The sequence below is a fragment of the Chromobacterium sp. FG89 genome (assembly GCF_057808735.1).
Genome location: NZ_JBMDIQ010000008.1, coordinates 147,469 through 168,198, shown reverse-complemented (window position 1 = coordinate 168,198; position 20,730 = coordinate 147,469). Strand labels below are relative to the sequence as shown.

Here is a 20,730-nt window from a genome sequence, read left to right as displayed (position 1 = left end):
AGCATGCGACAAAGTGTCGCAGAGTCGGCATGAGAATAATGCAAATTGCGATGGCTTTGTCATGGCCGCTATACTGGTCGCCCGCCCAATGGTTCAGGAGTTGTCATGATGGTCCGTGCCTTATCCACCGCAGCGTTGATGATGTTGTCCACTCATGACTGCGCCGCCGGCGGCTACAGCGGCCTTGGCGCCGCCAGCGTCAGTGCGGAGGAGGTGGCGCGCTACCGCGCCGCGCCCTTGCCGGCGGAGCTGAGCCGCAAAGTGCAGAATATGCTGGACCTGCGCGCGCCCGGCGCCGGCGTGCTGTCCCCGGACGGCAAGGCCTTGTATTTCAGCTGGCGCGTCACCGGCGTGCCGCAGGTCTGGAGGCTGGACGGTCCGCAACGCTTTCCGGTGCAGCTTACCGGCGGCGAAGACGCCACCCTGATCCAGGACGTCAGTCCGGACGGGCGCTGGCTGGTGCTCAGCCGCGACCGCAAGGGCGAGGAAAATCCCGGCCTCTATCTGCAAGCCGCCGGCGGCGGCGCGCTGCGCGAAGTCCAGCACAAGCCCGGCGTGCAGACCCAGTTCCAGTTTCTCAGCAAGGACGGCCAATGGCTGTACTACCGCAGCAACGACGAGCGGGCCGACAGCTACACCCTGTATCGCTATCGGCTGGCCGACGGCCGCCGCGAGCGTCTGTTCGGCGAGCGAGGGGCCTGGAGCATCGCCGATCACCGCGACGACGGCCGTCTATTGCTGCAAAAGACGCTGAGCAACGCCAGCGCGGAATTCTATTTATGGACGCCGGACGGCAAAGCCTTGCAGCCGCTGCTGGGCCAGGGCGAGGCCGTCGACTATCGGATGGACTTCGGCCTGCGCGACGGCGAATACCTGGTGCGCAGCAATAAGTTCGGCGAATACCACCGTCTTTATCTGTGGAGCGCCGGCGTTTTCCAGGCGCTGACGCCGGAAGCGCGCGGCGACGTGGAAAACCTCAACATTGACCATGAGCGGGGCCGCATCTACTACACGCTGAGCCAGGATGGTTACGGCAAGGCCTTGGCGCTGGACGGCCGCCGCGGCTATCGCGCGCTGAAGCTGCCGGCCTTCCCCGGTGCGGCCCAGGTCAACGTCGTCAACCTCAGCCGCGACGGCCGCTACGTCAACTTCAGCGTGGAAACCGACACCGCGCCGGCCAGCAGTCATGTTTGGGACAGCAAGCGCGGCAAACTCAGCCAGTGGCTGTTGCCGTCCGCGCCGGAACTGGACACCCGCGGCTTCGCCAAGGTCAGCCTGGAAAGCTACCCGGCGCGCGACGGCACGCCGATTCCGATGTTCGTGCGCCGGCCGACGCGCTGCGCGGCCACGCCCTGCCCGGTGGTGGTCCACTTTCACGGCGGGCCGGAGAGCCAGAGCCGGGCCGGCTTCTTGCCGCAGGCCCAGTTATTCGTCGACGCCGGCTTCATCTATGTGCAGCCCAATGTGCGCGGCTCCGTCGGCTACGGCAAGAGCTGGCTGGACAGCGACAACGGTCCGCGCCGGCTGCAAGTGCTGTCCGATATCGAAGACGCCGCGCGCTACATCCGCAGCCAGTGGGGCGCGGACGGCGTGGCGCCCAAGATCGGGGTGATGGGCGGCAGCTACGGCGGCTATTCCACACTGGCGGCGATGACCATCTTCGCCGGCGCCTACGACGCCGGCGTGTCCAATGTCGGCATCGCCAATCTGGTCAGCTTCCTGCAAAACACCGCGCCCTACCGCCGCGCGCTGCGCGCCGCCGAATACGGCGACCTGGAGCGCGACCGCGCCGCGCTGGAGCAATTGTCGCCCATCAATCACATCGACAAGCTGCGCGATCCGCTGCTGATCATCCAGGGCGTCAGCGACCCGCGGGTGCCGGTGGGCGAGGCGCTGCAAATGTACCGCGCGATGGCCGGCAAGGGCGTGGACGGCGGCCTGATCCTGTTCCCGGACGAAGGCCACGGCGCGGCCAAACGGGAAAACCAGGTGCTGCAACTGGGCCATAGCCTGTGGTTTTTCCAGCGCCACCTCTTGGGGCAGAATGAGGGCGGCGGCGCCAAAGCCGGGCGTGCCGAATCGGGAGAACAACATGAGTCCACAGGCGCTTGAAGACTACCTCCATCAACACATCCCGCTGTCCGCCGCGATGGCGGTCAGCGTGGCCGAGGCCAGCGGCGAGCGCGTGATCCTGAGCGCGCCGCTGGCGCCCAATATCAACCACCGCGCCACCGTGTTCGGCGGCAGCGCCTCGGCGGTGGCCATCCTCGCCGCCTGGTGCCTGGTGTTCATGCGCCTGCGCGAGCGCGGCCTGGCCGGCCGCGTCATCATTCACGGCAACGACATGCGCTACGACAAGCCCATCGTCGCCGACTTTCTCGCCCGCGCCGCCGCGCCGGACGCCGCCGATTGGGACAAGCTGGAGCGGGCTTTGCGGCGCGGACGCATGGGGCGCTTGCGGCTTGCCGTGGCGCTGGAGTGCGGCGGCGAAGCGGTGGGCAGCCTGAACGGCGAGTTCGTGGTGCTGCCCGGCGAAGGAGATTCCCAGCACTGAAGCCCCCCCGGCGCAGCGCTATCGCTTATCAAACTTTAAATCCAATCTGAATAGCTTATTTTTTGTGCTAAAAAGAAATATCTTGTGCCGGGTTGGGTTGAGCGATAGCCAAAATAACCGCGCCCCGGCGTTTCGGCCGCAGCCGCGCCGCAACGCCAGCGGACGCAGGCTGGGGGAGGCCGATGGCTTCAAAAGCGCAAAAAGAGCTGGAACTGGTGCTGCGTTTATTGCAGCGCAAGGGTTTGCACGCAGTGGACCGGCAGTCCTGGCCGCCGCCGCTGCCGGATGTGGGCGCCACCCTCAGCGACGGCCGGCGGATCGCTTTCGAAGTGACGGAAGTGCATGCGGACGAGCACTTGTTCGGCGGCGGCAAGGGCTGTCTGCGCGCCCGCGAAGTGCGCCAGGCGCAGCAGGGCGAGGATGCGGCGATCAGCGTGCCCAACGCGCCCATCGCCGCGATCAAATACCGTATCCAAGCCAAGTGCGTGAAGCGCTACGCGGCCAAGCCCGGCTATGAATTGAGCCTGCTGCTGGCGGCCAATATCCCGCAGTTCGGCGGCGTGGCCGCCACCACCCTGTTTCCCGCCTTCATCCAGGAAGCGGCGCTGACCGCCGCCACCCATCATCTGTTGGAGTCGTCCGCCTTCGAGCGCGTCTACCTGCATCTGATCCAGCCCGGCGTTTTGTACGAGTGGAGCAAGCAAGACGCCTGGGTGGAAATGGCCAAAACAACGGAGGAGGGCGTCCGTCCGCCTTTTTGGGCGGAACCCATGCTCGGCGGCGTCTGTTGGCAAGGCGGCGCGTCCTGAAGGCTAGGACGCGCGTTTTCATTCCGGCTCGTGTTTGCGGTAGCCGTCGTTCCACACACTCCTTAAGCGTGACGCGCAAGGCAAGGCGGCGAGGCTTGGCGGGTATCGCCTGCGGCTCCACCCACCCTACAAGACCATCCGCCGTAGGGTGGGTGGAGCGCAGCGATACCCACGCGGAAACGCGATGGGATTGATGCTTGGGTCTTGGCGGGTATCGCCTCTCGGCTCCTCCCACCCTACAAATGCCCCCGACCAAACCATCCGCCGTAGGGTGGGTGAAGCGCAGCGATACCCACCGCAAGACGCTTAGCGGTTGCGCAGGCGGATGCGGCGGAAGCGCGCTTCCAGGCTGAAGCGCTGCCCCAGCGCCAGGTAGATCTGGTGCTGGCTATCGACATGGCGGTAGACCCGGACCCGGTCGGCGCCCAGCAGCATCATGATTTCCAGATAGTTGAAGAAACCCATCCACTGACCGCGTCCGGCGCGGTCGTCAAAATCGATGTCGCGCGCCACGCGGCTGAGCAGACCTTTGCCGACGTATTCCCGATTGTCCTTCAGCCATTGCAATAGGTGAGCCGCGCATTCGCGGCCATAGGCGTGGTCGGCGAGGAGATCCTTGCTGGGCGTGGGCATTTGCCAGTAATGCGGGTAGGTGCGGCCGGGGCAGAAGCGGACGAAGGGGAGCAGCGCTTCCTGTTGTCCAAGAGCATTCAGTTTGTAGCGGCGGCGCGGGGGAAAGTTTTGAGGGTGTTGCATGGTGTTTCTCCTGCTGTGACACAAGATAAACCACCTGCCGGGGAAGGCTGAGGTATTGGGCAGGCGCGTGGCAGGATTGGCGTACTGGTCTACTTACCAAACCAGTGAGTGCATGGCACTCCCCCACCATGCGCCTGCCAAATGGCACGGCCATAGTAAAGCTGCTCACGCGGCATGCCGCGTAAGCAGAAGTTGGTAAGTAGAGGACGGGACGCCAATCCCGTGTGCCGCATGTGGGCGGCAACGTGGGGATTGTTGCCGAGCGGCGGGCGGGGGTCAAGGCGAGGCGGCTTCTTCTTGATCGTTTCAAGATATCCACAGATGGGGCGGAATGGGAAAGTTATCCCCAGTCAACCCATATGGCTAAGCCGCTCGCCACTTTCAAACGGGTCGGCGTTGCGTTAGCGGCCGGGCGCCGGCCCCCATTTCGCCAGAGTCTCGCGCTCCTCCTGGGTCATCTGGGTCAAATTGGCCAGCGGCATGTATTTGGACGCCACCGCCTGCTTGATCCGGTGCGCGTTGATGAGGATCTCCTGCGCATCGTCAAACTTCAGGCCGGCCGGCGGCGCCACGAAACCGGCCTGACTGGGCGTGGCCGAGTGACAGGAGAGGCAGCGGTTTTGAATGATGGCGTGAATCTGCCGCAGACGGACATCGGCCGCCGTTTGCGCCGCCGCCGGTTCAGCGGCGTCCGCCGCGGCTTGCGGCGCCGCGGGCGCGGTATTGGGCGGGGGCGGCGCGGCCAATAGCGCCACGCCGACCAGCAGCAGGCCGCCCAGCGCCGGCAGCAGCGGCCGCTGGCGGCCGGAGTGGCGCAGCACGAAGTATTGGCGGATCAGCGCGCCGGACAGGATGAACAGCACCATGATCAGCCAGGCGTGGCGGCTGCCGAAGGTGAAGGCGTAGTGGTTGCTGATCATCAGGAACACCACCGGCAGCGTGAAATAGGTGTTGTGCACCGAGCGCTGCTTGCCGCGCAGCCCATCCAGCGGATTGGGTTTGTCGCCGGCCTGGATGGCGCGCACCATGCGGCGCTGACCGGGAATGATCCAGAACAGGACATTGGCCGACATGCAGGTGGCCATGACCGCGCCGGTGATCAGGAAGGCGGCGCGGCCCTGGAAGATGTGGCTGCTGGCGTAGGCCGCCAGCGCCATCAGCAGCGCCACGGCCAGGCTGAGCGCGCCGTCGCGGTTCATGTCCGGGCTGATGCGGCGGCAGAGCTGATCGTAGGCCAGCCAGCCGCCCAAGAGGAAGGCGACGGCGATTAAGGCGGCCGCGCCGCCGGACAAGGCCGCCGCCCAGGCCCAGGGGCTGGCGGGGTTGACCAGGTAGAAGGCGGGATTGAGCAGGTAGAGCAGGGAGAACAGGCCAAAGCCGGACAGCCAGGTGGCGTAGGATTTCCAGAACGACCAGTGCAGTTTGTCGTCCAGCGGGAAGGGCGGTTGGCCCAGGTATTTCTGGTTATGGTAAAAGCCGCCGCCGTGCACGGCGAACATCTCGCCGTGCAGGCCGCGCCGGGCATCGGCGGCAGCGGGCGGCGACAGGCTGTTGTCCAACATGACGAAGTAAATCGATTCGCCTATCCAGGCGATGGCGGCGATCACGTGCAACCAGCGCAGCAGCAGGTTGCCCAGCTCCAGCAGGTAGTTTTCCATGGCGAGGTTTCCGGGTGGGGGACGGGAACAGCGTCAACTGCCGCGGTAGGTGGAATAGCTCCACGGCGTCAGGACCAGCGGCACATGGAAGTTTTCGTCCGCCTTGGCGACGCCGAAGCGCAGCAGCACCTGATCTAGAAAGCGCGGTTCCGGCAGCTTCACGCCTTGGGCGGCGAAGTAATCGCCGGCATGGAACAGCAGTTCGTACACGCCGGCGCGCAGTTGCTCGCCTTCCAGCAGCGGACGTTCGCAGCGGCCGTCGCTGTTGGTCGTCGCCTCGGCCAGCAACAGCCTTTGTTCTCCGTCCAGCCGGTACAACTGGCAGCGCACGCCCGCCGCCGGCTTGCCGTGCATGGTGTCCAGCACATGGGTGGTCAATTTGCCCACGGTTGTTTCTCCTTTGTTGTGCGGCCCGATCTGGCGGACCTGTTGTCGATCTTGTTGTTCGCGATGGCGATTTAAAATTGTCGACAATTTATGTTGACGATAGTGTTTGCCAACGACAATAATTGTCAACAAAATTCTGAAGGCATAGAGCGGGATATGGAAATACCGGGAGAGGACATGTTGCATTCCGCTAACGGAACGCAGGCCGCGGCGCCCAGAGCGTCCACCTTGGTGGGCGACGGCGCGCCGAGCAATGACGCCGATCGTTTGTACTGGGAAATCTTCGACGCGGTGATAGACCAGCGCTTATTGCCGGGGGTCAAGCTGACCGAGGCGGTGCTGTGCGACGCCTTTCAATGCTCGCGCAGCAGCGCCCGCAGCGCGCTGGCCCAGCTGGCGCACGACAAGATCGTCGACATCCTGCCCAACCGCGGCGCTTTCGTCGCCAAGCCGGACGAGAAGGAAACCCGCGATGTGTTCGAGGCGCGGCGCATGGTGGAGGCGGCGATTCTGGACAAGCTGCTGGCCTTGCCCGATCTGGCCGAGCGCCTGCCGCCGATGCGGCGCATGGTGGCCGACGAGCGCGCCGCCTTCGAGCGCGGCGACCGGGTCAGCTGGATCCGTCTGTCCAACGCCTTCCATGTGCAATTGGCGCGGCTTGCCGACAACGAGGTGTTGACCGAGTTGATGCACGGCCTGTGTTCGCGCACTTCGCTGATCATCGCTTTGTACGATGTGCCCGGCCGCAGCGCTTGTTCCTTCGACGAGCATGAAGCGATTCTGACGCGGCTGGAGGCGGGGGACCGCGCCGGCGCGGCGGCGGCGATGCACCATCATCTGGAGGATTGCGAGCGGCGGATGAAGGTGGAAACCCATACCCATTTGGACCCGTGGACGGTGTTCAATCTTAAGCGCTGACAGCGGGAAGGATGGCCATGCAGGCGGATTATCCACGCGATTTGATCGGCTACGGCCGCGATCTGCCGGAGGCCAATTGGCCGGGCGCGGCGCGCATCGCCGTGCAGTTCGTGCTCAATTACGAGGAAGGCGGCGAGAGTTGCGTGTTGCACGGCGACGCCGGCTCCGAGCAGTTCTTGTCGGAAATCATCGGCGCGGCGGCCTACCCGGCGCGGCATCTGTCGATGGAGTCGATTTACGAGTACGGCTCGCGCGCCGGGGTGTGGCGCATTCTGCGCGAGTTTGAGCGGCGCGGCCTGCCCTTGACGGTGTTCGGCGTCGGCATGGCTTTGGAGCGGCATCCGGAGCTGGCCGGCGCGCTGGCGGAGCTGGGCCACGAGATCGCCGGCCACGGCTATCGCTGGTTGCATTATCAGCAGGTGGACGAAGCGGTGGAGCGCGAGCACATGCGGCGCTGCGTGGAGGCGATCCGTCGTTTGACCGGCCAGCGTCCGTCCGGCTGGTATACCGGCCGCGACAGCCCCAATACGCGCCGGCTGGTGGCGGACGACGGCGGCTTTCTCTACGACTCCGATTACTACGGCGACGATTTGCCGTTCTGGACCCTGGTGCGGCGCAGCGACGGCGGCGAGCAGCCGCATCTGATCGTGCCTTACGCGCTGGACACCAACGATATGCGCTTCGCCACCGCGCAGGGCTTCAATACCGGCGAGCATTTTTTCAGCTATCTGAAAGACGCGTTCGACGTGCTGTACGCCGAAGGGGCGGACAAGCCGCGCATGTTGTCGGTGGGTCTGCATTGCCGCTTGATCGGCCGGCCCGGCCGCTTTGCCGGCCTGTGTCGTTTTCTCGATTATCTGGAGCGTCATCCGCGGGTATGGATCTGCCGGCGGCTGGACATCGCCCGGCATTGGTGGGAGACGCATCCTTTCACCGGAGAGCGGCCATGTCCTTGACGCTGGAACGCATCAACGCCCTGCCGACGGAGCAGTTCGTCACCGCGCTGGGCGGTGTTTTCGAGCACTCGCCGTGGGTGGCGGCGCAGGCGGCCGGCCTGAGGCCGTTCGCCAGCGTGGCGGACCTGCACGGCTGCATGCGGCGGCAGGTGGAGGAGGCGGGCGCGGAGGCGCAATTGAAACTGATCCGCGCCCACCCGGAGCTGGCCGGCAAGGCCGCGCTGCGCGGGGAGTTGACCGCCGAATCCGCCGCCGAGCAAGGCGGCGCCGGCCTGGATCAGTGTTCGCCGCAGGAACTGGAGTTGTTGCGGCGGCTGAACGCCGACTACCGGGCCCGTTTCGGTTTTCCCTTCATCCTGGCGGTGCGCGGCTATGGGCGCGCCGGCGTCATCGCCGAGTTCCAGCGGCGGCTGGCTGCGGAGCCGGAGGCGGAACGGCTAGCCTGTTTGCAGCAAATCTATCGGATCGCCGGCCTGCGCTTGGCCGAACTGATTTCTTCCTGATCCCGCGCCTAGACCGGAGCCGCCATGTCCAGCCAGATTCTCGTCATGTACTTGTTGTCCATCCTGGTGGTGATCGCCGTGCCCGGCCCCCTGTCGCTGTTCATGGTCGCCACCAGCGCCGAGCATGGCCTGTTGCGCGCCTGGCCGGCGTTTGCCGGCGGCGTGCTGGCGTCTTTGTCGCTGCTGCTTTTGTCCGCCTTGGGCGTGGGCGCGCTGATCCTGGCCTCTCCCGGTCTGTTCTCCGTCCTGCAGACGCTGGGGGCCGGCTATCTGCTGTGGCTGGGTTTCAAGACCTGGCGCGGCGCCGGCCGGGCCGCGGCGGCTCAGGGCAGCCGAAAGGCGGCGCCGGCGCAATGGTTTTCCCATGCTTTTCTGCTGGGCATCAGCAATCCCAAGGACATCGCTTTTTTCGTGGCGCTGCTGCCGCAGTTTATCAACGCCCAAGCGCCGCTGGCGCCGCAACTGGGCTGGATGGCGGCCGGCTGGGTGGCGATCGATTTATCGTGCAAGACCGCGTACGGCCTGTTGGCGGAGCTGTTCTTCCAGCGTCTGGCGGTGCTGCGGCTCGTCTTCCTCAAGGTTTCGGCCTTGTTTTTTCTCGCCTTGGGGCTGGCGCTGATTTGGAGCCGGCTGGCGGCATGAACGGCGTACGGCGCGCGCGCCGACGTCATTGATAAGGAGAAAGTTTGATGGCGCTTGTCAATCACCCGGCGGGAACGGCGCTGCACGCCCCGGCGGTCGAGGTGCCGGAGTTCGCCCGGCGTTACGCCAATCTGGCCGCGGCGGATTTCGGCGCCAGGGTCCTTGCCTGTTCCGATCAGTGGTTCGCCGCGGCGGAACGGATGCTGCAAGCGTCCGAGCCGGTGTTCATCGTCGGCGAGTTCGACGATCACGGCAAATGGATGGACGGCTGGGAAACCCGCCGCCGCCGCAACGGCGGCTACGACCACGCGGTGATCAAGCTGGGCCTGCCCGGGGTGATCAAGGGGCTGGACATCGATACCAGCCACTTCAGCGGCAACTACCCGCCGGCGGCCTCGGTGGACGCCTGCCGTTCGGCCGGCGATCCGGACGAAGGCAGCGAGTGGGTGGAAATCCTGTCGGCCACCTCCTTGGGCGCCAGCGCTCATCATTTCATCGCCATCGACGATGCGCGTGATTGGACCCATCTGCGTTTGAATATTTACCCGGACGGCGGCGTGGCGCGTTTCCGCGTCTACGGCCAGCCCGCCTGCGACTGGGCGCGACAGGACCCGGACGCGCTGCATGAGGTGTCGGCGCTGGAAAAGGGCGGCCGCATCGTCGCCTATAACGATGCCCACTTCGGCGTGCCCTTCCGGCTGATCATGCCGGGGCGCGGCGTGAATATGGGCGACGGCTGGGAAACCCGTCGCCGCCGAGAGCCGGGCAACGACTGGTGCATCGTCGAGCTGGGACATGCGGCGCTGGTGGACAGCATCGAAGTCGACACCGCGCATTTCAAGGGCAATTACCCGGATCGGGTCTCGGTGCAGGCGGCTTACGTTCGTCAAGGCACCGATCAATCCATCGTGACCCAAGCCATGTTTTGGGAGCACTTGTTGCCGGAGCAGAAAACCGAGATGGACCGGCAGCATTTTTACGACAAGACCATGCTGCGCGATCTGGGCGCGGTCACCCATGTGCGGCTGAACATCTTCCCGGACGGCGGAGTCAGCCGGTTGCGGATTTGGGGACGGCTGGCGGATTGAGCCGCTCGCCCTTGCCGACGGCGTTCTGTTGAGGAGCGAGGCATGAGGATTCTAAGCTTGGAACCGTTGACCAAACAGGCGTTCGCCCCGTTTGGCGATGTGATCGAAATCGACGGCAGCGATTGGTTTCCCATCAATCAGGGCAGCACTCGCCGCTATCACCGGCTGGGCCTGGTGGAGGCCGGCGGCGGCCAGCCCGGCATCAGCATGGCGCGCGGCGACGCGCATGGCCTGCCGTTGGAGATCCGCATGCTGGAACGGCATCCGCTGGGCAGCCAGGCCTTCATCCCCTGCAGCGGCGCCGCCTGCGTGGTGGTGGTGGCGCCGGCAGGCATGGGCGACCGCCCGGACGAAGACCGGATTCGCGCCTTCCTGGCGCGCGGGGATCAGGGCGTCAACTACCACCGCGGCACCTGGCACCACCCGCTGACCTGTCTGGAGCAGGTGGGCGATTTCATTCTGCTGGACCGCATCGGCACCGGCGACAACTGCGACGAGGCCGTCTTGTCGCGCCCCTGCCTGATCAAACCGGGCGGCGCGGGCTGAGCCTGCGCCGCCTTCCCTTTTTGCTGTCAAGGAGTCGATTGTGTAATACCCGCAAGTCGCCAGGACCGCGTGTTTGAAAAAGCGGCCCGGCATCTACCAAGGAGACGAGCATGGATGGCAAGCAGACGGTGCACCCGGTGGATCAGCCCCTGCCGGCGGGCAAGCTGTTCACCCTGGGCCTGCAGCATGTGTTGGTGATGTACGCCGGCGCGGTGGCGGTGCCGCTGATCATCGGCGGTTCCCTGGGCTTGCCCAAGGAGCAGATCGCGTTCTTGATCAGCGCCGATTTATTCTGTTGCGGGCTGGTGACGCTATTGCAGTGCGTGGGCTTCCGCGGTCTGGGTATCCGGCTGCCGGTGATCATGGCGGTGACTTTCGCCGCCGTGGGCCCGATGGTGGCCATTGGCGGCAACCCGGCGCTGGGCCTGCCCGGCATCTTCGGGGCCACCATCGGCGCCGGGGTGCTCAGCCTGTTGCTGGTGCCGCTGATGGGGCGCTTGATCGGCCTGTTTCCGCCGCTGGTCACTGGGGTGGTGATCACCTCCATCGGCCTGTCCATCATCCGCGTCGGCATAGACTGGGCCGCCGGCGGCAGGGGCAATCCGGATTACGGCCATCCGCTTTATCTGGGGGTGTCGGTGGCGGTGCTGGTGTTCATCCTATTGATCACCCGCTATCTGAAAGGCTTTTTCTGCAATATCGCGGTGTTGCTGGGTTTGCTGTTCGGCTTTGTCCTGGCCTTGCTGCTGGGCAAGGTCAATTTGGGCGGCCTGGGCGAGGCGGCCTGGTTCGCGCCCATCGCGCCCTTCCGTTTCGGCATGCCGCGCTTTGAGCTGTGGTCCATCCTGACGCTGACCGTGGTGATGCTGATCATCTTCGTGGAGTCCATGGGCATGTTTCTGGCGCTGGGGGAGATCGTGGAGCGTCCGGTGGACAGGGCGGCCTTGGTGCGCGGTCTGCGGGTGGACGCGCTGGGCACGGTGATCGGCGGTCTGTTCAATTCCTTCCCGCATACCTCGTTTTCCCAGAACGTCGGCCTGGTGGGCGTCACCGGGGTCAGCAGCCGCTGGGTGTGCGTGATGGCCGGCGGCATCCTGGTGGTGTTTGGCCTGGTGCCCAAGATGTCGCTGATCGTGGCCTCGATTCCGCCCTTTGTGTTGGGCGGGGCCGGCCTGGTGATGTTCGGCATGGTGCTGGCCACCGGCATCAAGATTCTGGGCAAGGTGGACTATCAGACGCAGCGGCATAATCTGCTGGTGGTGGCCATCAGCCTGGGCCTGGGCATGATTCCCACGGTATCGCCCGGTTTTTTCCGGCAGCTGCCGGAGGTGCTGGCGCCGCTGCTGCACAGCGGCATCCTGTTGGCCACGGTCAGCGCGGTGGCGCTGAATGTCTGGTTCAACGGCCTGGCGCGGCCGCGGGAGACGGCGTCGTCAGGCGTCGCGCTTGGGGAGGCCGCGCATTAGCGGGGGCGGGGTTGTGGCGGCCTGGGATCAGGCCGTCTCGGCGCCCGCCGCCGCGATCTCGCGCTTGTCGCCGTACATTTTGCGGTCCGCCACCGTCAGCAGTTCGTCGATCAACAGGCCGTCCTCCGGGTAATAGGCGATGCCGATGCTGACGCCCACCGTGATCAGGTTATCGTTGACCTCGTAGGGCTGATGAATCACCTGTTTCAGGCGATTGACGATTTTGTCCGCCTCGCGGTTGGATTCTATGTCTTCCATCAACACCACGAACTCGTCGCCGCCCAGCCGCGCCACCGTGTCTTCGCCGCGCAATTCTTCCTTGATGCGGGCGGCGATCAGTTGCAGGATGCGGTCGCCGGTGATGTGGCCGTAGGTGTCGTTCACCGGTTTGAAGCGATCCAGATCCAGGAATAGCAAGGCCAGCCGCTTGCCGCTGCGGTCCACCCGCGAGATGGCGTGTTGCAGCCGATCGTAGAACAGATTGCGGTTGGCCAGGCCGGTCAGACGGTCGTGATTGGCCAGGTAGAACAGTTGGTTTTCGCGCTGGCGACGTCCGTGCGCCAGTTGCAGATAGTGGTGCGATACCAGCAGCAAGCCGGCCAGCAAGGCCAGCGACAGGAATAGCAGCATGCCCCATTCAAACGCGCCTATCTGCCGCCAGCCCAGTTGCTGGCTGATGGTGAGCAAGAGCGGCTGGCTGGCGCCGCCCAGTGGATGGCGGGCTTCCAGCCGGGGGAAGAGCAGGGTTTCCAGGGCGCTGGCGCGTGCCGCGTCGCGCAGCAGGGTGGGCGGGCCGGGCGGCGGGTCGTTGCGGTGGAACAGGCGCACTTCCACGCCCTCGCGCAGTGCCAGCGGGCTGGGCAGCAGGCTGTCGGCGCGTATCGCCATGGCGGCGAAGTGGGCCGGCGCCAGCGGGGCGGCCAGCGGTTTGCTCAGCATATCGTCCATGGCGCGGATCAGCAGATAGCCGGCCGGCAGGCCGGGCAACTTGATCTGACTGGAGATTTCCATCCGTCCGCTTTCCAGCGCGTTCTGAAGGGCTTGGCGCGCGGCTTGCAGCCGGCCCAGGTCCGCGGCCAGCAGGCCGGGCTGGGGCATGGGTTCGATGAAGGCGAGCGGGAACAGGCCGAAGCGGCCTTCCCAGCCGTCGCCGCTGGCGGCGGGCAGGGGCAGCGCCTGGCCGTACAGCTGCTTCAAGCGTTGTCTGAACATCGGCAATTGGCCGGGACTGATGCGTTCGATATGCCCCAGCCACTGGATCTGTGGATAACGGCGCAGCAGTTGCCGGGCCAGCCTTTTCTCGGACGGCAGGCTCCAGCTGCGGTCCAGCGTGCTGAAGGTGGCGTAGCTGTCCAGCACGGTTTCATGGCTTTGCAGTTTTTGATTGAGCTGTTCGGACAGCAGCAGGGCGTCGCGGTTGAATTGCTGCTCCGCGCCCAGCAGCGCGTGACTGGCGACCGACAGGGCCACTAGCGCACTCAGCACCAGCCATATCGCGATGCATCCTGCATAAACCAGCCGTGTCCGCATGTAGCAACCGTAGGAAGGGGGAAAGAGGGGATGACAGATTTTATAAGAAGGAGCGGCTATTTTTTAGCTTTGACTGATGAAAAAGCGGGTTTTAAGTAGTTGTACGTAAAACAATACTGTGGTTTTTCGGGATGAGATTGAAATCAAACGGCCCGCCAGGGCGGGCCGTTTGGGCGTTGAAGAGACGGGCCTTTGCTCTTTGAAGGCTGTATTAAACGCCGTCTCGCCGTTGCTCAGCGCGCCTGCGCCCAGTCGGCGATCAGGCGTTGCGGCGTGCCGCAGGCTTTGCGCTTGAGCACGAAGTTGCGGCATTTTTCCAGGAACTGGCCGCGGTTTTCCACCATGTCCTGGCGCATCTCCAGCAGCTCGGTCTGGCGGCAGCGCTCCATGCGCTCCAGATCCAGCTCGGCCTTGCGCGCGCGCTGCGGGCGGAAGCGGTCGTCGCTCAGCGCCAGTCCGGCGGCCTGCCGCAGCCAGACGCCGAAGTCGTGCGGGTCGTGCGGGCCGATGTCGTGGACCATGCCCAGACGCCAGGCTTCGCGCGCGCTCAGCGGCAGGCAGGCTTCGGTCAGTTGCCGGGCCTGTTCCTCGCCCACCGCGCGCGGCAGGCTGTAGGTCCAGTATTCCGAGCCGTACAGGCCCATGGTCTTGTAGTGCGGGTTGAGCACCACGCCGCCGCGGGCGAACACCAGATCGGCGGCCAGGGCCAGCATCACGCCGCCGGCGCCGGCGTTGCCGGTCAGGCCGGACACCACCAGCTGCCGCGCGGTCAGCATTTCCTGGCAGACGTCGTCTATGGCCTGGATATTGGCCCAGGCTTCCAGCCCCGGTTCCGGCGCGGCCTGGATCACGTTGAGGTGGACGCCGTTGCTGAAACTGCCGCGGCCGCCGCGCACCAGCAGCACGCTGGTGTCCTGGGCCTTGGCCCAGCGCAGGGCCTCGCTCAGCCGTCGGCATTGCTCGGTGCTCATCGCGCCGTTGTAGAACTCGAAGGTCAGCTCGCCGACGCGGCCGTATTCGCGGTAGCGGATGGGCTGATAGCTTTCCTCGCAGTGAGGATGGGTGGCGAGGCTCCAGTCCAACCGCGGCACGTCGTCCAGCAAGCCGGCCAGCACATGGCGCGCCGGGCGTTTGAAGGTTTCTTCGCCGGCCTCCGGCTTGCGGCGCAGCGCGCCCAGCCACAGGCTGTGCTCGCCGGCGCCCACCAGCACGGCGTCGTCGTGCACCGCCAGCAGTTGGCCAGGCTGGCCGGCGCGGTAGTCCAGATGGGCGTCGTAGACGTAGTAGTCGCCGCCGGCCAGTTGCGTCAGCACGCCGGGCTGACCGTCGGCGGCGTCGATGCGGCGCTTGATCTCGGCGGCGGGCTGTTGCCACAGGAAGGCGCGGTCGCTTTGCCGCATATTGGCTTGCAGCCGGCCGCGCACATGCGCTTGGCCGTAGTCCAGCGGCGCGGGCTTGAAGCCGGTGCCGAACTTCTCCACCACGTCGCGGATGCAATACAGGGCGGCGTCGCTGACCGGGCCGTTGTAGAGCTCGGATTTGCGCACGTCCGGCGGCATGTCGAATTCGCAGCTGGACCAGATCGGGCCGGCGTCCATTTCCTCCACCGCCTGCAGCGCGGTGACGCCCCAGCGTTTTTCCCGCAGCGTGATGGCCCAGTCCAGCGCCGAGGCGCCGCGGTCGCCGACGATGCCGGGGTGGATGATGACCACCGGCCGGCTGGCGTCGCGCCACAGGGTTTCCGGCACCCGGTCCTTGAGGAAGGGGCAGATGACGAGATCGGCGCCGGATTGCTGGATGTTGGCGCTGACTTCCTGTTCATTGGTGAACAGCTGCACGCTGACTTGGTGGCCGGACTGGCGCAATTCCAGCCAGGCACGCTGGGTGAGTCCGTTGAACGCCGACGACAACAAGATGATTTTCAATGACCGCATGACCGCTCCTTGCCCAAAAATGAATGTATGGCCGGCGGCGGGACGCTGCCGCGCGAACCGTGCGCATGGGCGAGGATGATAGTTTTAGTTCTGATAATGACAAATGACTAAAGTCAAGCTTGATGCGATTGAAAAGCAGAACGCAGCTTTCTGCCATTAATGATTACAGATGCTTTGGTTTTGTGATCTGTATATATGGCGACGGCGCGCGGGGAGGGAAGGGCGCGCCTAGTCCTGCTGGTGCAGGCATTGCTTGATGCCGGCCAGCTGCCGCCGGCTGACCGGCAGAGGCTGGCCGATATCGGCCAGGCGCACCTGCCATTGTTCCTCGCCGTCCGCGCTGGCGCGGAACAGCTCGCGCAGCGCGTGGCGCATCACCAAGCAATTGCGGTGGATGCGCACGGCGGCGTCGCCCAGCCGCTGTTCCAGCGCGATCAGGGTTTCGTCCAGCAGGTATTCCGCGTCCGGGGTCACCAGGGTGACGTATTTGAGTTCGGCCTTGAGGTAGCGGGCCTGGGAGAAGGGGATGGGCAGCAGGCGGTCGCGCTGGCGCACGGTGAAGCTGGCCTCCGGCTGCGGCGCATCGCCGCGCTGGCGGGCGGCGCGCTCCAGCGCCTGACGCAGGCGTTCGCGCCGCACCGGCTTGAGCAGGTAGTCTATGGCCTCCAGTTCGAAGGCGCTGACCGCGTACTGTTCATGGGCGGTGGTGAAGATCAGCTGCGGCGCCAGCGGCTGGCGCCGCAGTTGCTGAGCCAGTTCCAGGCCGGAAACGCCGGGCATGGAGATGTCGGCCAGCACGATGTCGGCCGGGTTTTGCGCCAGCCAGCTCATGGCCTGGCGGCTGTCGGTCAGGCAGTAAACATGTTGCAGGCCTTGCTCGCGCAGCAGTTGGCGCAGGCGCTCGCAGGCCAGCGGTTCGTCGTCCACCACCAGCGCGCGCCAATCTTGCCAGGGGCTTACAGCACCCATTGCGGCTTGCCCAGCTTTTCCACCAGCATGCGCCAGGCTTGCAGGATTTTCTGGAACTTGTTGTTGGTGGGGGCGAGGTCGCGCACCTTGCTCAGCATGTCGTGGGCGCGGCGCATATGGCTTTCGTGCCAGCCCTGGCGGTGGACGTAGGCCATGGTGGCGTTGATCAGGTTGAGCATGACCTGGATGTTTTGCGGCATTTCCTCGTGGGCTTTGACGAAGCGCTCGATGGCGGAGTCGAATTGCCCGGCCTGGGCTTCGCGCACCGCCTGGTTGTTGAGTTCCAGCACCGATTGCACATTGTCGGCGATCAGCTGGCGGCCGTCCTCGCCCAGGCCCACTTCTTCGAACATGTCGCCGAAGCGCGCCAGCAGTTCCTCGTCGTCGTGATGGTTGCGCACCAGGTCGCGCATCACGCTGTTGCCGGCGTCCTTGTGGCCCTGGGCGTAGCAGGCGCGGGCGAACTCCATCTGCGCGTCGCTGCTGAGTTTGGGCGCCAGCTGGCGGAATTTGGTCTCGGCGTCGCTAAACAACTGACGCGCCTTGTCGCGGTTGCCCTTTTTGTTTTGCAGCTGGCTGTCCACCACGCCGGCCATCCATTCGCCTTCTTCGTTGTAGCGGTAGTCGCGGCGCAGATTGGACAGGGTGCGGCCGACGTTGGCGGTGTCGCCGCGCGCCAGTTGCACCCGCGCCAGCGCGGCGTAGTGGGTGGGGCTGCGGTGCCAGGTGTATTTGGCGATGTCCAGCGTGGTCTGGCAGGCGCCTTCCGCCACCTCCAGCTGATTATTGAGCAGGGCCACTTCCGCCAGCTGTTGCTGGCGGCGGAACACCACCGGCGAGATGTCGGTGGCCTGTTTCAAGGTGGCCTGGGCTTCGTCCAGATTGTGGTTGCTGCGGTAGAGCTTGGCCAGCCAGTCGTAGGCTTCCATCACCCGGTCGTTGTCGGTGAGCACCTCTTCGAACAGCAGCCGCGCCTCGTCGTAGGCTTTCAGCCCGGTCAGCGATTTGGCCAGGCCCATCTTGGCCCAGGGCACCGGCTTGATGCGCAGCACGTCCATGTACAGGGAACGCGCGCTGTCGAAGTCGCCTATCTTCAGCGCCAGCGAGCCCTTGAGCTTCATGAAGTCCAGCGTGAATTCGCCTCGCTCGCCGATCAGGCGCGTGCAGACTTCGATGGCGCTCAGGTATTCGTGGCGCATGATGGCCTCGTCCACCAGACGGAAGGCTTCGCGGCGGCGCATCGCTTTTTCCAGCCGCTCGCGCAGCACTTCGCCGGTGAAGGGTTTGAGCAGGTAGTCGTCCGGCCCCAGTTCCGCGGCGGAGATCACGCGCTGGGAGCGGCGCTCGCCGGTGACGATCATGAACACGCAGGACTGCTTGATCAGATTGCGTTCCTTGACCTCTTCGAACAGGTAGAGGCCGTCGTAGCCGTTGCCCAGATCGTAGTCGCACAGCACCACGTCGAACTCGTACTTGCCCATCTTGGCCAGCGCGTCGCCGGCCTTGCTGGCGTACTCCACCTTGTCGGCGCCGAAGGAGGAAAGGGTCATCGCCAGCGCGCGCTGCATTTCCGGCAGGCTGTCTATGATCAGGAACAGACGCTTGCTGTACGGATCGTCGTAGCTTTTCCGAGGCGCGGCGCCGGTCTTGCTGGCGGCGGCGACGCTCTGGAAGGTGGTCGAGTTGGTGTTGGCTGTGCTCATCTCGCTATCTTTGACGATTCTCCGCAAACTGTCATCAGTGCGACTTACAAAAATCGCTCAAGCGGCCGCCGCCGTGGCGAGAGGCTTAGCCGGCGCTCAGCTTGGCGTAGCGCAGATCCAGCCACTTCACGCCGTGCTCGGCGAAGTTGATTTGCAGGCGCACATCCTCGCCGCCGCCTTCGGCGTTGATCACCACGCCGCTGCCGAACTTGGCGTGTTCCACCGATTGGCCGATGCGGAAGCCCTGGCTGTTGTCGGCGGCCACGCGGCCCACCTTCGGAACCGTGCGCCAGGATGCATTTGTCGATGCATTTGTCTTGGCCGTCGCTTTCACTTTAGCAGATAGGTCGTGGGTGAGCTCCGCCGGGATTTCGTCGACGAAGCGCGAGCGGATGGGGTAGCGGCTCTGGCCGTGCAGCATGCGGCTTTGCGCGTTGGACAGATAGAGGCGCTGACGCGCGCGGGTGATGGCCACATACATCAGCCGGCGTTCTTCTTGCAGGCCCTTGCCGTCGTTCATGCTGTTTTCATGCGGGAACAGGCCTTCTTCCAGGCCGGAGACGAAGACGGCGTCGAATTCCAGACCCTTGGCGGCGTGCACCGTCATCAGTTGCAGCGCGTCGCTGCCGGCTTCGGCCTGGTGTTCGCCGGCTTCCAGGCTGGCGGCGCTGAGGAATTCGGTCAGCGCTTGCGCCGGCTCGTCCGGCATGAAGCCGGCGGCGGCGTTGATCAATTCGTCCAGGTTGGCCAGCCGCTCTTCGCCTTCTTTCTTATCTTGCTCGTACATCGCGCGCAGGCCGGAGTCGTCTATGGCCAGGCTGACGGCTTCGGCCAGCGGCAGCTCGCGGCCGCGTTCGCGCATGCGTTCCACCAGCAGCACGAACTCGCCCAGTTTGGCCGCGGTGCGGCCGCCGCCGGAGGCGCAGGCGGCCTGCCACAGGGTGACGCCCTGCTCGCGGCTGACCGCTTGCAGGCCTTCCACCGTGCGCGCGCCGATGCCGCGCGCCGGCACATTGATCACGCGCAGCAGCGCGTTGTCGTCTTCCGGGTTGGCGATCAGGCGCAGATAAGCCAGCGCGTGTTTGACTTCCTGGCGTTCGAAGAAGCGCAGGCCGCCGTAGATGCGGTAGGGAATCTGGGCGTTGACCAGCACGTGTTCCAGCAAGCGCGACTGGGCGTTGGAGCGGTAGAGAATGGCCATGTCGGACAGGTTGAAGCCGTCCCGCTTGAGGCTGCGCACCTCGTCGCTGATGAACTCGGCTTCCTCGCCGTCGGAGTAGGCTTCGAACAGGCGGATCTTTTCGCCCTCGCCGGCGTCGGTCCACAGATTCTTGCCCAGCCGGCCGTCGTTCTGCTCGATCAGCGCGTTGGCGGCATTGAGGATATTGCCCATCGAACGGTAATTCTGTTCCAGCCGCACCGGCTCGCTGACCGAGAAGTCGTTGAGCAGGGAGCGCATATTGCCCACTTCCGCGCCGCGGAAGGCGTAGATGCTCTGGTCGTCGTCGCCGACGGCGAACAAGGCGCCGCCGTCGCCGGCCAAGAGCTTGAGCCAGGCGTACTGCAGGCGGTTGGTGTCCTGGAACTCGTCCACCAGGATGTGGCGGAAGCGGCTGCAATAATGCTGGCGCAGCGCCTGGTTGGCGCTCAGCAGCTCGTAGCTGCGCAACAGCAGTTCGGCGAAGTCCACCACGCCTTCGCGGCGGCATTGGGCGTCGTAGGTGGCGTACAGCTCCACCAGCTTGGCTTCGTAGGGATTGAGCGCCGGCGGCAGCTTGTCGGCGCGCAGGCCGGCTTCCTTGCTGCCGTTGATGAAGCTTTGCACCGCGCGCGGCGGGAATTTCTCGTCGGACAGTTCCAGGCTTTTCAGCAGACGCTTGATCGCCGCCTGTTGGTCGGCGGAGTCCAGAATCTGGAAGGTCTGCGGCAGGCCGGCGTCGCGGTAGTGGGAGCGCAGGAAGCGGTTGCACAGGCCGTGGAAAGTGCCTATCCACATGGTGCGCACGTTGACCGGTACCATGGTCGCCAGCCGGGTCTGCATCTCGCGCGCGGCCTTGTTGGTGAAGGTTACCGCCAGAACGCCGCTGGGACTGGTTTGTCCGGTGGACAACAGCCAGGCGATGCGGGTGGTCAGCACCCGGGTCTTGCCGCTGCCCGCGCCGGCCAGCACCAGCGCGCTCTTGTCGGGCCAGGTGACGGCGCGCAGTTGTTCTGGATTGAGGCCGGCGAGGAGATCTGTCATGGCGAGGTGTCTATCTGGTTCAGGCAAAACGCCATTTTACACCAGGCGTCGGCATCGTCGGCATTGCGT

At 65.2% G+C, this 20,730-nt stretch carries 18 protein-coding genes; 10 read left to right on the top strand and 8 right to left on the bottom strand.

Features of this window, described 5'->3' with window-relative positions; translation table 11 throughout:
• Positions 1-105 precede the first annotated feature (105 nt).
• The 3 genes from ACODRW_RS10505 (at position 106) to ACODRW_RS10495 (ending at position 3,363) form a co-directional block, all read left to right on the top strand.
• A complete protein-coding gene (locus ACODRW_RS10505) occupies positions 106-2,112 on the top strand; it encodes a prolyl oligopeptidase family serine peptidase (RefSeq protein ID WP_488905694.1) in 2,007 nt (668 codons plus the stop codon).
• On the top strand, positions 2,093-2,554 hold the full coding sequence (locus ACODRW_RS10500; RefSeq protein ID WP_488905693.1) for a YiiD C-terminal domain-containing protein: 462 nt from the start codon (positions 2,093-2,095) through the stop codon (positions 2,552-2,554). The genes ACODRW_RS10505 and ACODRW_RS10500 overlap by 20 nt, the downstream gene beginning before the upstream one ends.
• Before the next feature lie 182 nt (positions 2,555-2,736).
• On the top strand, positions 2,737-3,363 hold the full coding sequence (locus ACODRW_RS10495) for a hypothetical protein (protein ID WP_107801121.1): 627 nt from the start codon (positions 2,737-2,739) through the stop codon (positions 3,361-3,363).
• Between the two features lie 306 nt (positions 3,364-3,669).
• Here the strand turns inward: ACODRW_RS10495 and ACODRW_RS10490 are convergent, their stop codons facing one another.
• The 3 genes from ACODRW_RS10490 to uraH form a co-directional block, all read right to left on the bottom strand.
• Positions 3,670-4,119, bottom strand: coding sequence for a hypothetical protein (locus ACODRW_RS10490; protein ID WP_488905692.1), 450 nt, complete (start codon positions 4,117-4,119; stop codon positions 3,670-3,672).
• A gap of 401 nt (positions 4,120-4,520) precedes the next feature.
• Positions 4,521-5,777 (bottom strand): urate hydroxylase PuuD, encoded by a 1,257-nt coding sequence (locus ACODRW_RS10485; RefSeq protein ID WP_488905691.1) that lies wholly within the window; start codon positions 5,775-5,777, stop codon positions 4,521-4,523.
• A gap of 33 nt (positions 5,778-5,810) precedes the next feature.
• Positions 5,811-6,164 (bottom strand): hydroxyisourate hydrolase, encoded by a 354-nt coding sequence (gene uraH, locus ACODRW_RS10480; RefSeq protein WP_107797751.1) that lies wholly within the window; start codon positions 6,162-6,164, stop codon positions 5,811-5,813.
• A gap of 177 nt (positions 6,165-6,341) precedes the next feature.
• On the opposite strand from uraH, the gene ACODRW_RS10475 reads away from it, so the two are divergent.
• The 7 genes from ACODRW_RS10475 to ACODRW_RS10445 all read left to right on the top strand — a co-directional run bounded on the left by ACODRW_RS10475 (position 6,342) and on the right by ACODRW_RS10445 (position 12,283).
• Positions 6,342-7,082, top strand: coding sequence for a GntR family transcriptional regulator (locus ACODRW_RS10475; protein WP_488905690.1), 741 nt, complete (start codon positions 6,342-6,344; stop codon positions 7,080-7,082).
• A 17-nt stretch (positions 7,083-7,099) separates the two neighbouring features.
• The gene (gene puuE / locus ACODRW_RS10470; protein WP_488905689.1) at positions 7,100-8,038 is read left to right on the top strand and encodes an allantoinase PuuE; all 939 of its coding nucleotides are present in this window, start codon (positions 7,100-7,102) and stop codon (positions 8,036-8,038) included.
• Positions 8,029-8,541: a 2-oxo-4-hydroxy-4-carboxy-5-ureidoimidazoline decarboxylase gene (uraD, locus tag ACODRW_RS10465; protein ID WP_253313552.1), complete on the top strand. Its 513-nt coding sequence runs from the start codon at positions 8,029-8,031 to the stop codon at positions 8,539-8,541. The genes puuE and uraD overlap by 10 nt, the downstream gene beginning before the upstream one ends.
• Before the next feature lie 24 nt (positions 8,542-8,565).
• Positions 8,566-9,183, top strand: a complete 618-nt coding sequence (locus tag ACODRW_RS10460; RefSeq protein WP_486636360.1) for a LysE family translocator — start codon at positions 8,566-8,568, stop codon at positions 9,181-9,183.
• A 47-nt stretch (positions 9,184-9,230) separates the two neighbouring features.
• Positions 9,231-10,271 (top strand): allantoicase, encoded by a 1,041-nt coding sequence (gene alc / locus ACODRW_RS10455; RefSeq protein WP_488905688.1) that lies wholly within the window; start codon positions 9,231-9,233, stop codon positions 10,269-10,271.
• A 42-nt stretch (positions 10,272-10,313) separates the two neighbouring features.
• A complete protein-coding gene (locus ACODRW_RS10450) occupies positions 10,314-10,817 on the top strand; it encodes an ureidoglycolate lyase (RefSeq protein WP_488905687.1) in 504 nt (167 codons plus the stop codon).
• Between the two features lie 110 nt (positions 10,818-10,927).
• Positions 10,928-12,283, top strand: coding sequence for a nucleobase:cation symporter-2 family protein (locus ACODRW_RS10445; protein ID WP_107797758.1), 1,356 nt, complete (start codon positions 10,928-10,930; stop codon positions 12,281-12,283).
• A gap of 27 nt (positions 12,284-12,310) precedes the next feature.
• Here the strand turns inward: ACODRW_RS10445 and ACODRW_RS10440 are convergent, their stop codons facing one another.
• The 5 genes from ACODRW_RS10440 to ACODRW_RS10420 all read right to left on the bottom strand — a co-directional run bounded on the left by ACODRW_RS10440 (position 12,311) and on the right by ACODRW_RS10420 (position 20,661).
• On the bottom strand, positions 12,311-13,768 hold the full coding sequence (locus ACODRW_RS10440) for a sensor domain-containing diguanylate cyclase (protein WP_158274199.1): 1,458 nt from the start codon (positions 13,766-13,768) through the stop codon (positions 12,311-12,313).
• Positions 13,769-14,046: 278 nt separating this feature from the next.
• A complete protein-coding gene (locus ACODRW_RS10435) occupies positions 14,047-15,747 on the bottom strand; it encodes a hydrogenase maturation protein (protein WP_488905686.1) in 1,701 nt (566 codons plus the stop codon).
• 228 nt (positions 15,748-15,975) lie between these two features.
• Complete coding sequence (locus ACODRW_RS10430) at positions 15,976-16,716, bottom strand: LytR/AlgR family response regulator transcription factor (protein WP_227106391.1); 741 nt, start codon at positions 16,714-16,716, stop codon at positions 15,976-15,978.
• Positions 16,704-18,419 (bottom strand): tetratricopeptide repeat-containing response regulator, encoded by a 1,716-nt coding sequence (locus tag ACODRW_RS10425; RefSeq protein ID WP_107797762.1) that lies wholly within the window; start codon positions 18,417-18,419, stop codon positions 16,704-16,706. Before ACODRW_RS10425 ends, ACODRW_RS10430 begins: the two co-directional genes overlap by 13 nt.
• 85 nt (positions 18,420-18,504) lie before the next feature.
• Positions 18,505-20,661 (bottom strand): UvrD-helicase domain-containing protein, encoded by a 2,157-nt coding sequence (locus tag ACODRW_RS10420; RefSeq protein WP_488905685.1) that lies wholly within the window; start codon positions 20,659-20,661, stop codon positions 18,505-18,507.
• Positions 20,662-20,730 lie beyond the last annotated feature (69 nt).

Coding starts and splice junctions, on each gene's coding strand:
- ACODRW_RS10505 (WP_488905694.1), top strand. CDS start 106: ATGATGGTCCGTGCCTTATCCACCGCAGCGTTGATGATGTTGTCCACT.
- ACODRW_RS10500 (WP_488905693.1), top strand. CDS start 2,093: ATGAGTCCACAGGCGCTTGAAGACTACCTCCATCAACACATCCCGCTG.
- ACODRW_RS10495 (WP_107801121.1), top strand. CDS start 2,737: ATGGCTTCAAAAGCGCAAAAAGAGCTGGAACTGGTGCTGCGTTTATTG.
- ACODRW_RS10490 (WP_488905692.1), bottom strand. CDS start 4,119: ATGCAACACCCTCAAAACTTTCCCCCGCGCCGCCGCTACAAACTGAAT.
- ACODRW_RS10485 (WP_488905691.1), bottom strand. CDS start 5,777: ATGGAAAACTACCTGCTGGAGCTGGGCAACCTGCTGCTGCGCTGGTTG.
- ACODRW_RS10475 (WP_488905690.1), top strand. CDS start 6,342: ATGTTGCATTCCGCTAACGGAACGCAGGCCGCGGCGCCCAGAGCGTCC.
- puuE (WP_488905689.1), top strand. CDS start 7,100: ATGCAGGCGGATTATCCACGCGATTTGATCGGCTACGGCCGCGATCTG.
- uraD (WP_253313552.1), top strand. CDS start 8,029: ATGTCCTTGACGCTGGAACGCATCAACGCCCTGCCGACGGAGCAGTTC.
- ACODRW_RS10460 (WP_486636360.1), top strand. CDS start 8,566: ATGTCCAGCCAGATTCTCGTCATGTACTTGTTGTCCATCCTGGTGGTG.
- alc (WP_488905688.1), top strand. CDS start 9,231: ATGGCGCTTGTCAATCACCCGGCGGGAACGGCGCTGCACGCCCCGGCG.
- ACODRW_RS10450 (WP_488905687.1), top strand. CDS start 10,314: ATGAGGATTCTAAGCTTGGAACCGTTGACCAAACAGGCGTTCGCCCCG.
- ACODRW_RS10445 (WP_107797758.1), top strand. CDS start 10,928: ATGGATGGCAAGCAGACGGTGCACCCGGTGGATCAGCCCCTGCCGGCG.
- ACODRW_RS10435 (WP_488905686.1), bottom strand. CDS start 15,747: ATGCGGTCATTGAAAATCATCTTGTTGTCGTCGGCGTTCAACGGACTC.
- ACODRW_RS10430 (WP_227106391.1), bottom strand. CDS start 16,716: ATGGGTGCTGTAAGCCCCTGGCAAGATTGGCGCGCGCTGGTGGTGGAC.
- ACODRW_RS10425 (WP_107797762.1), bottom strand. CDS start 18,419: ATGAGCACAGCCAACACCAACTCGACCACCTTCCAGAGCGTCGCCGCC.
- ACODRW_RS10420 (WP_488905685.1), bottom strand. CDS start 20,661: ATGACAGATCTCCTCGCCGGCCTCAATCCAGAACAACTGCGCGCCGTC.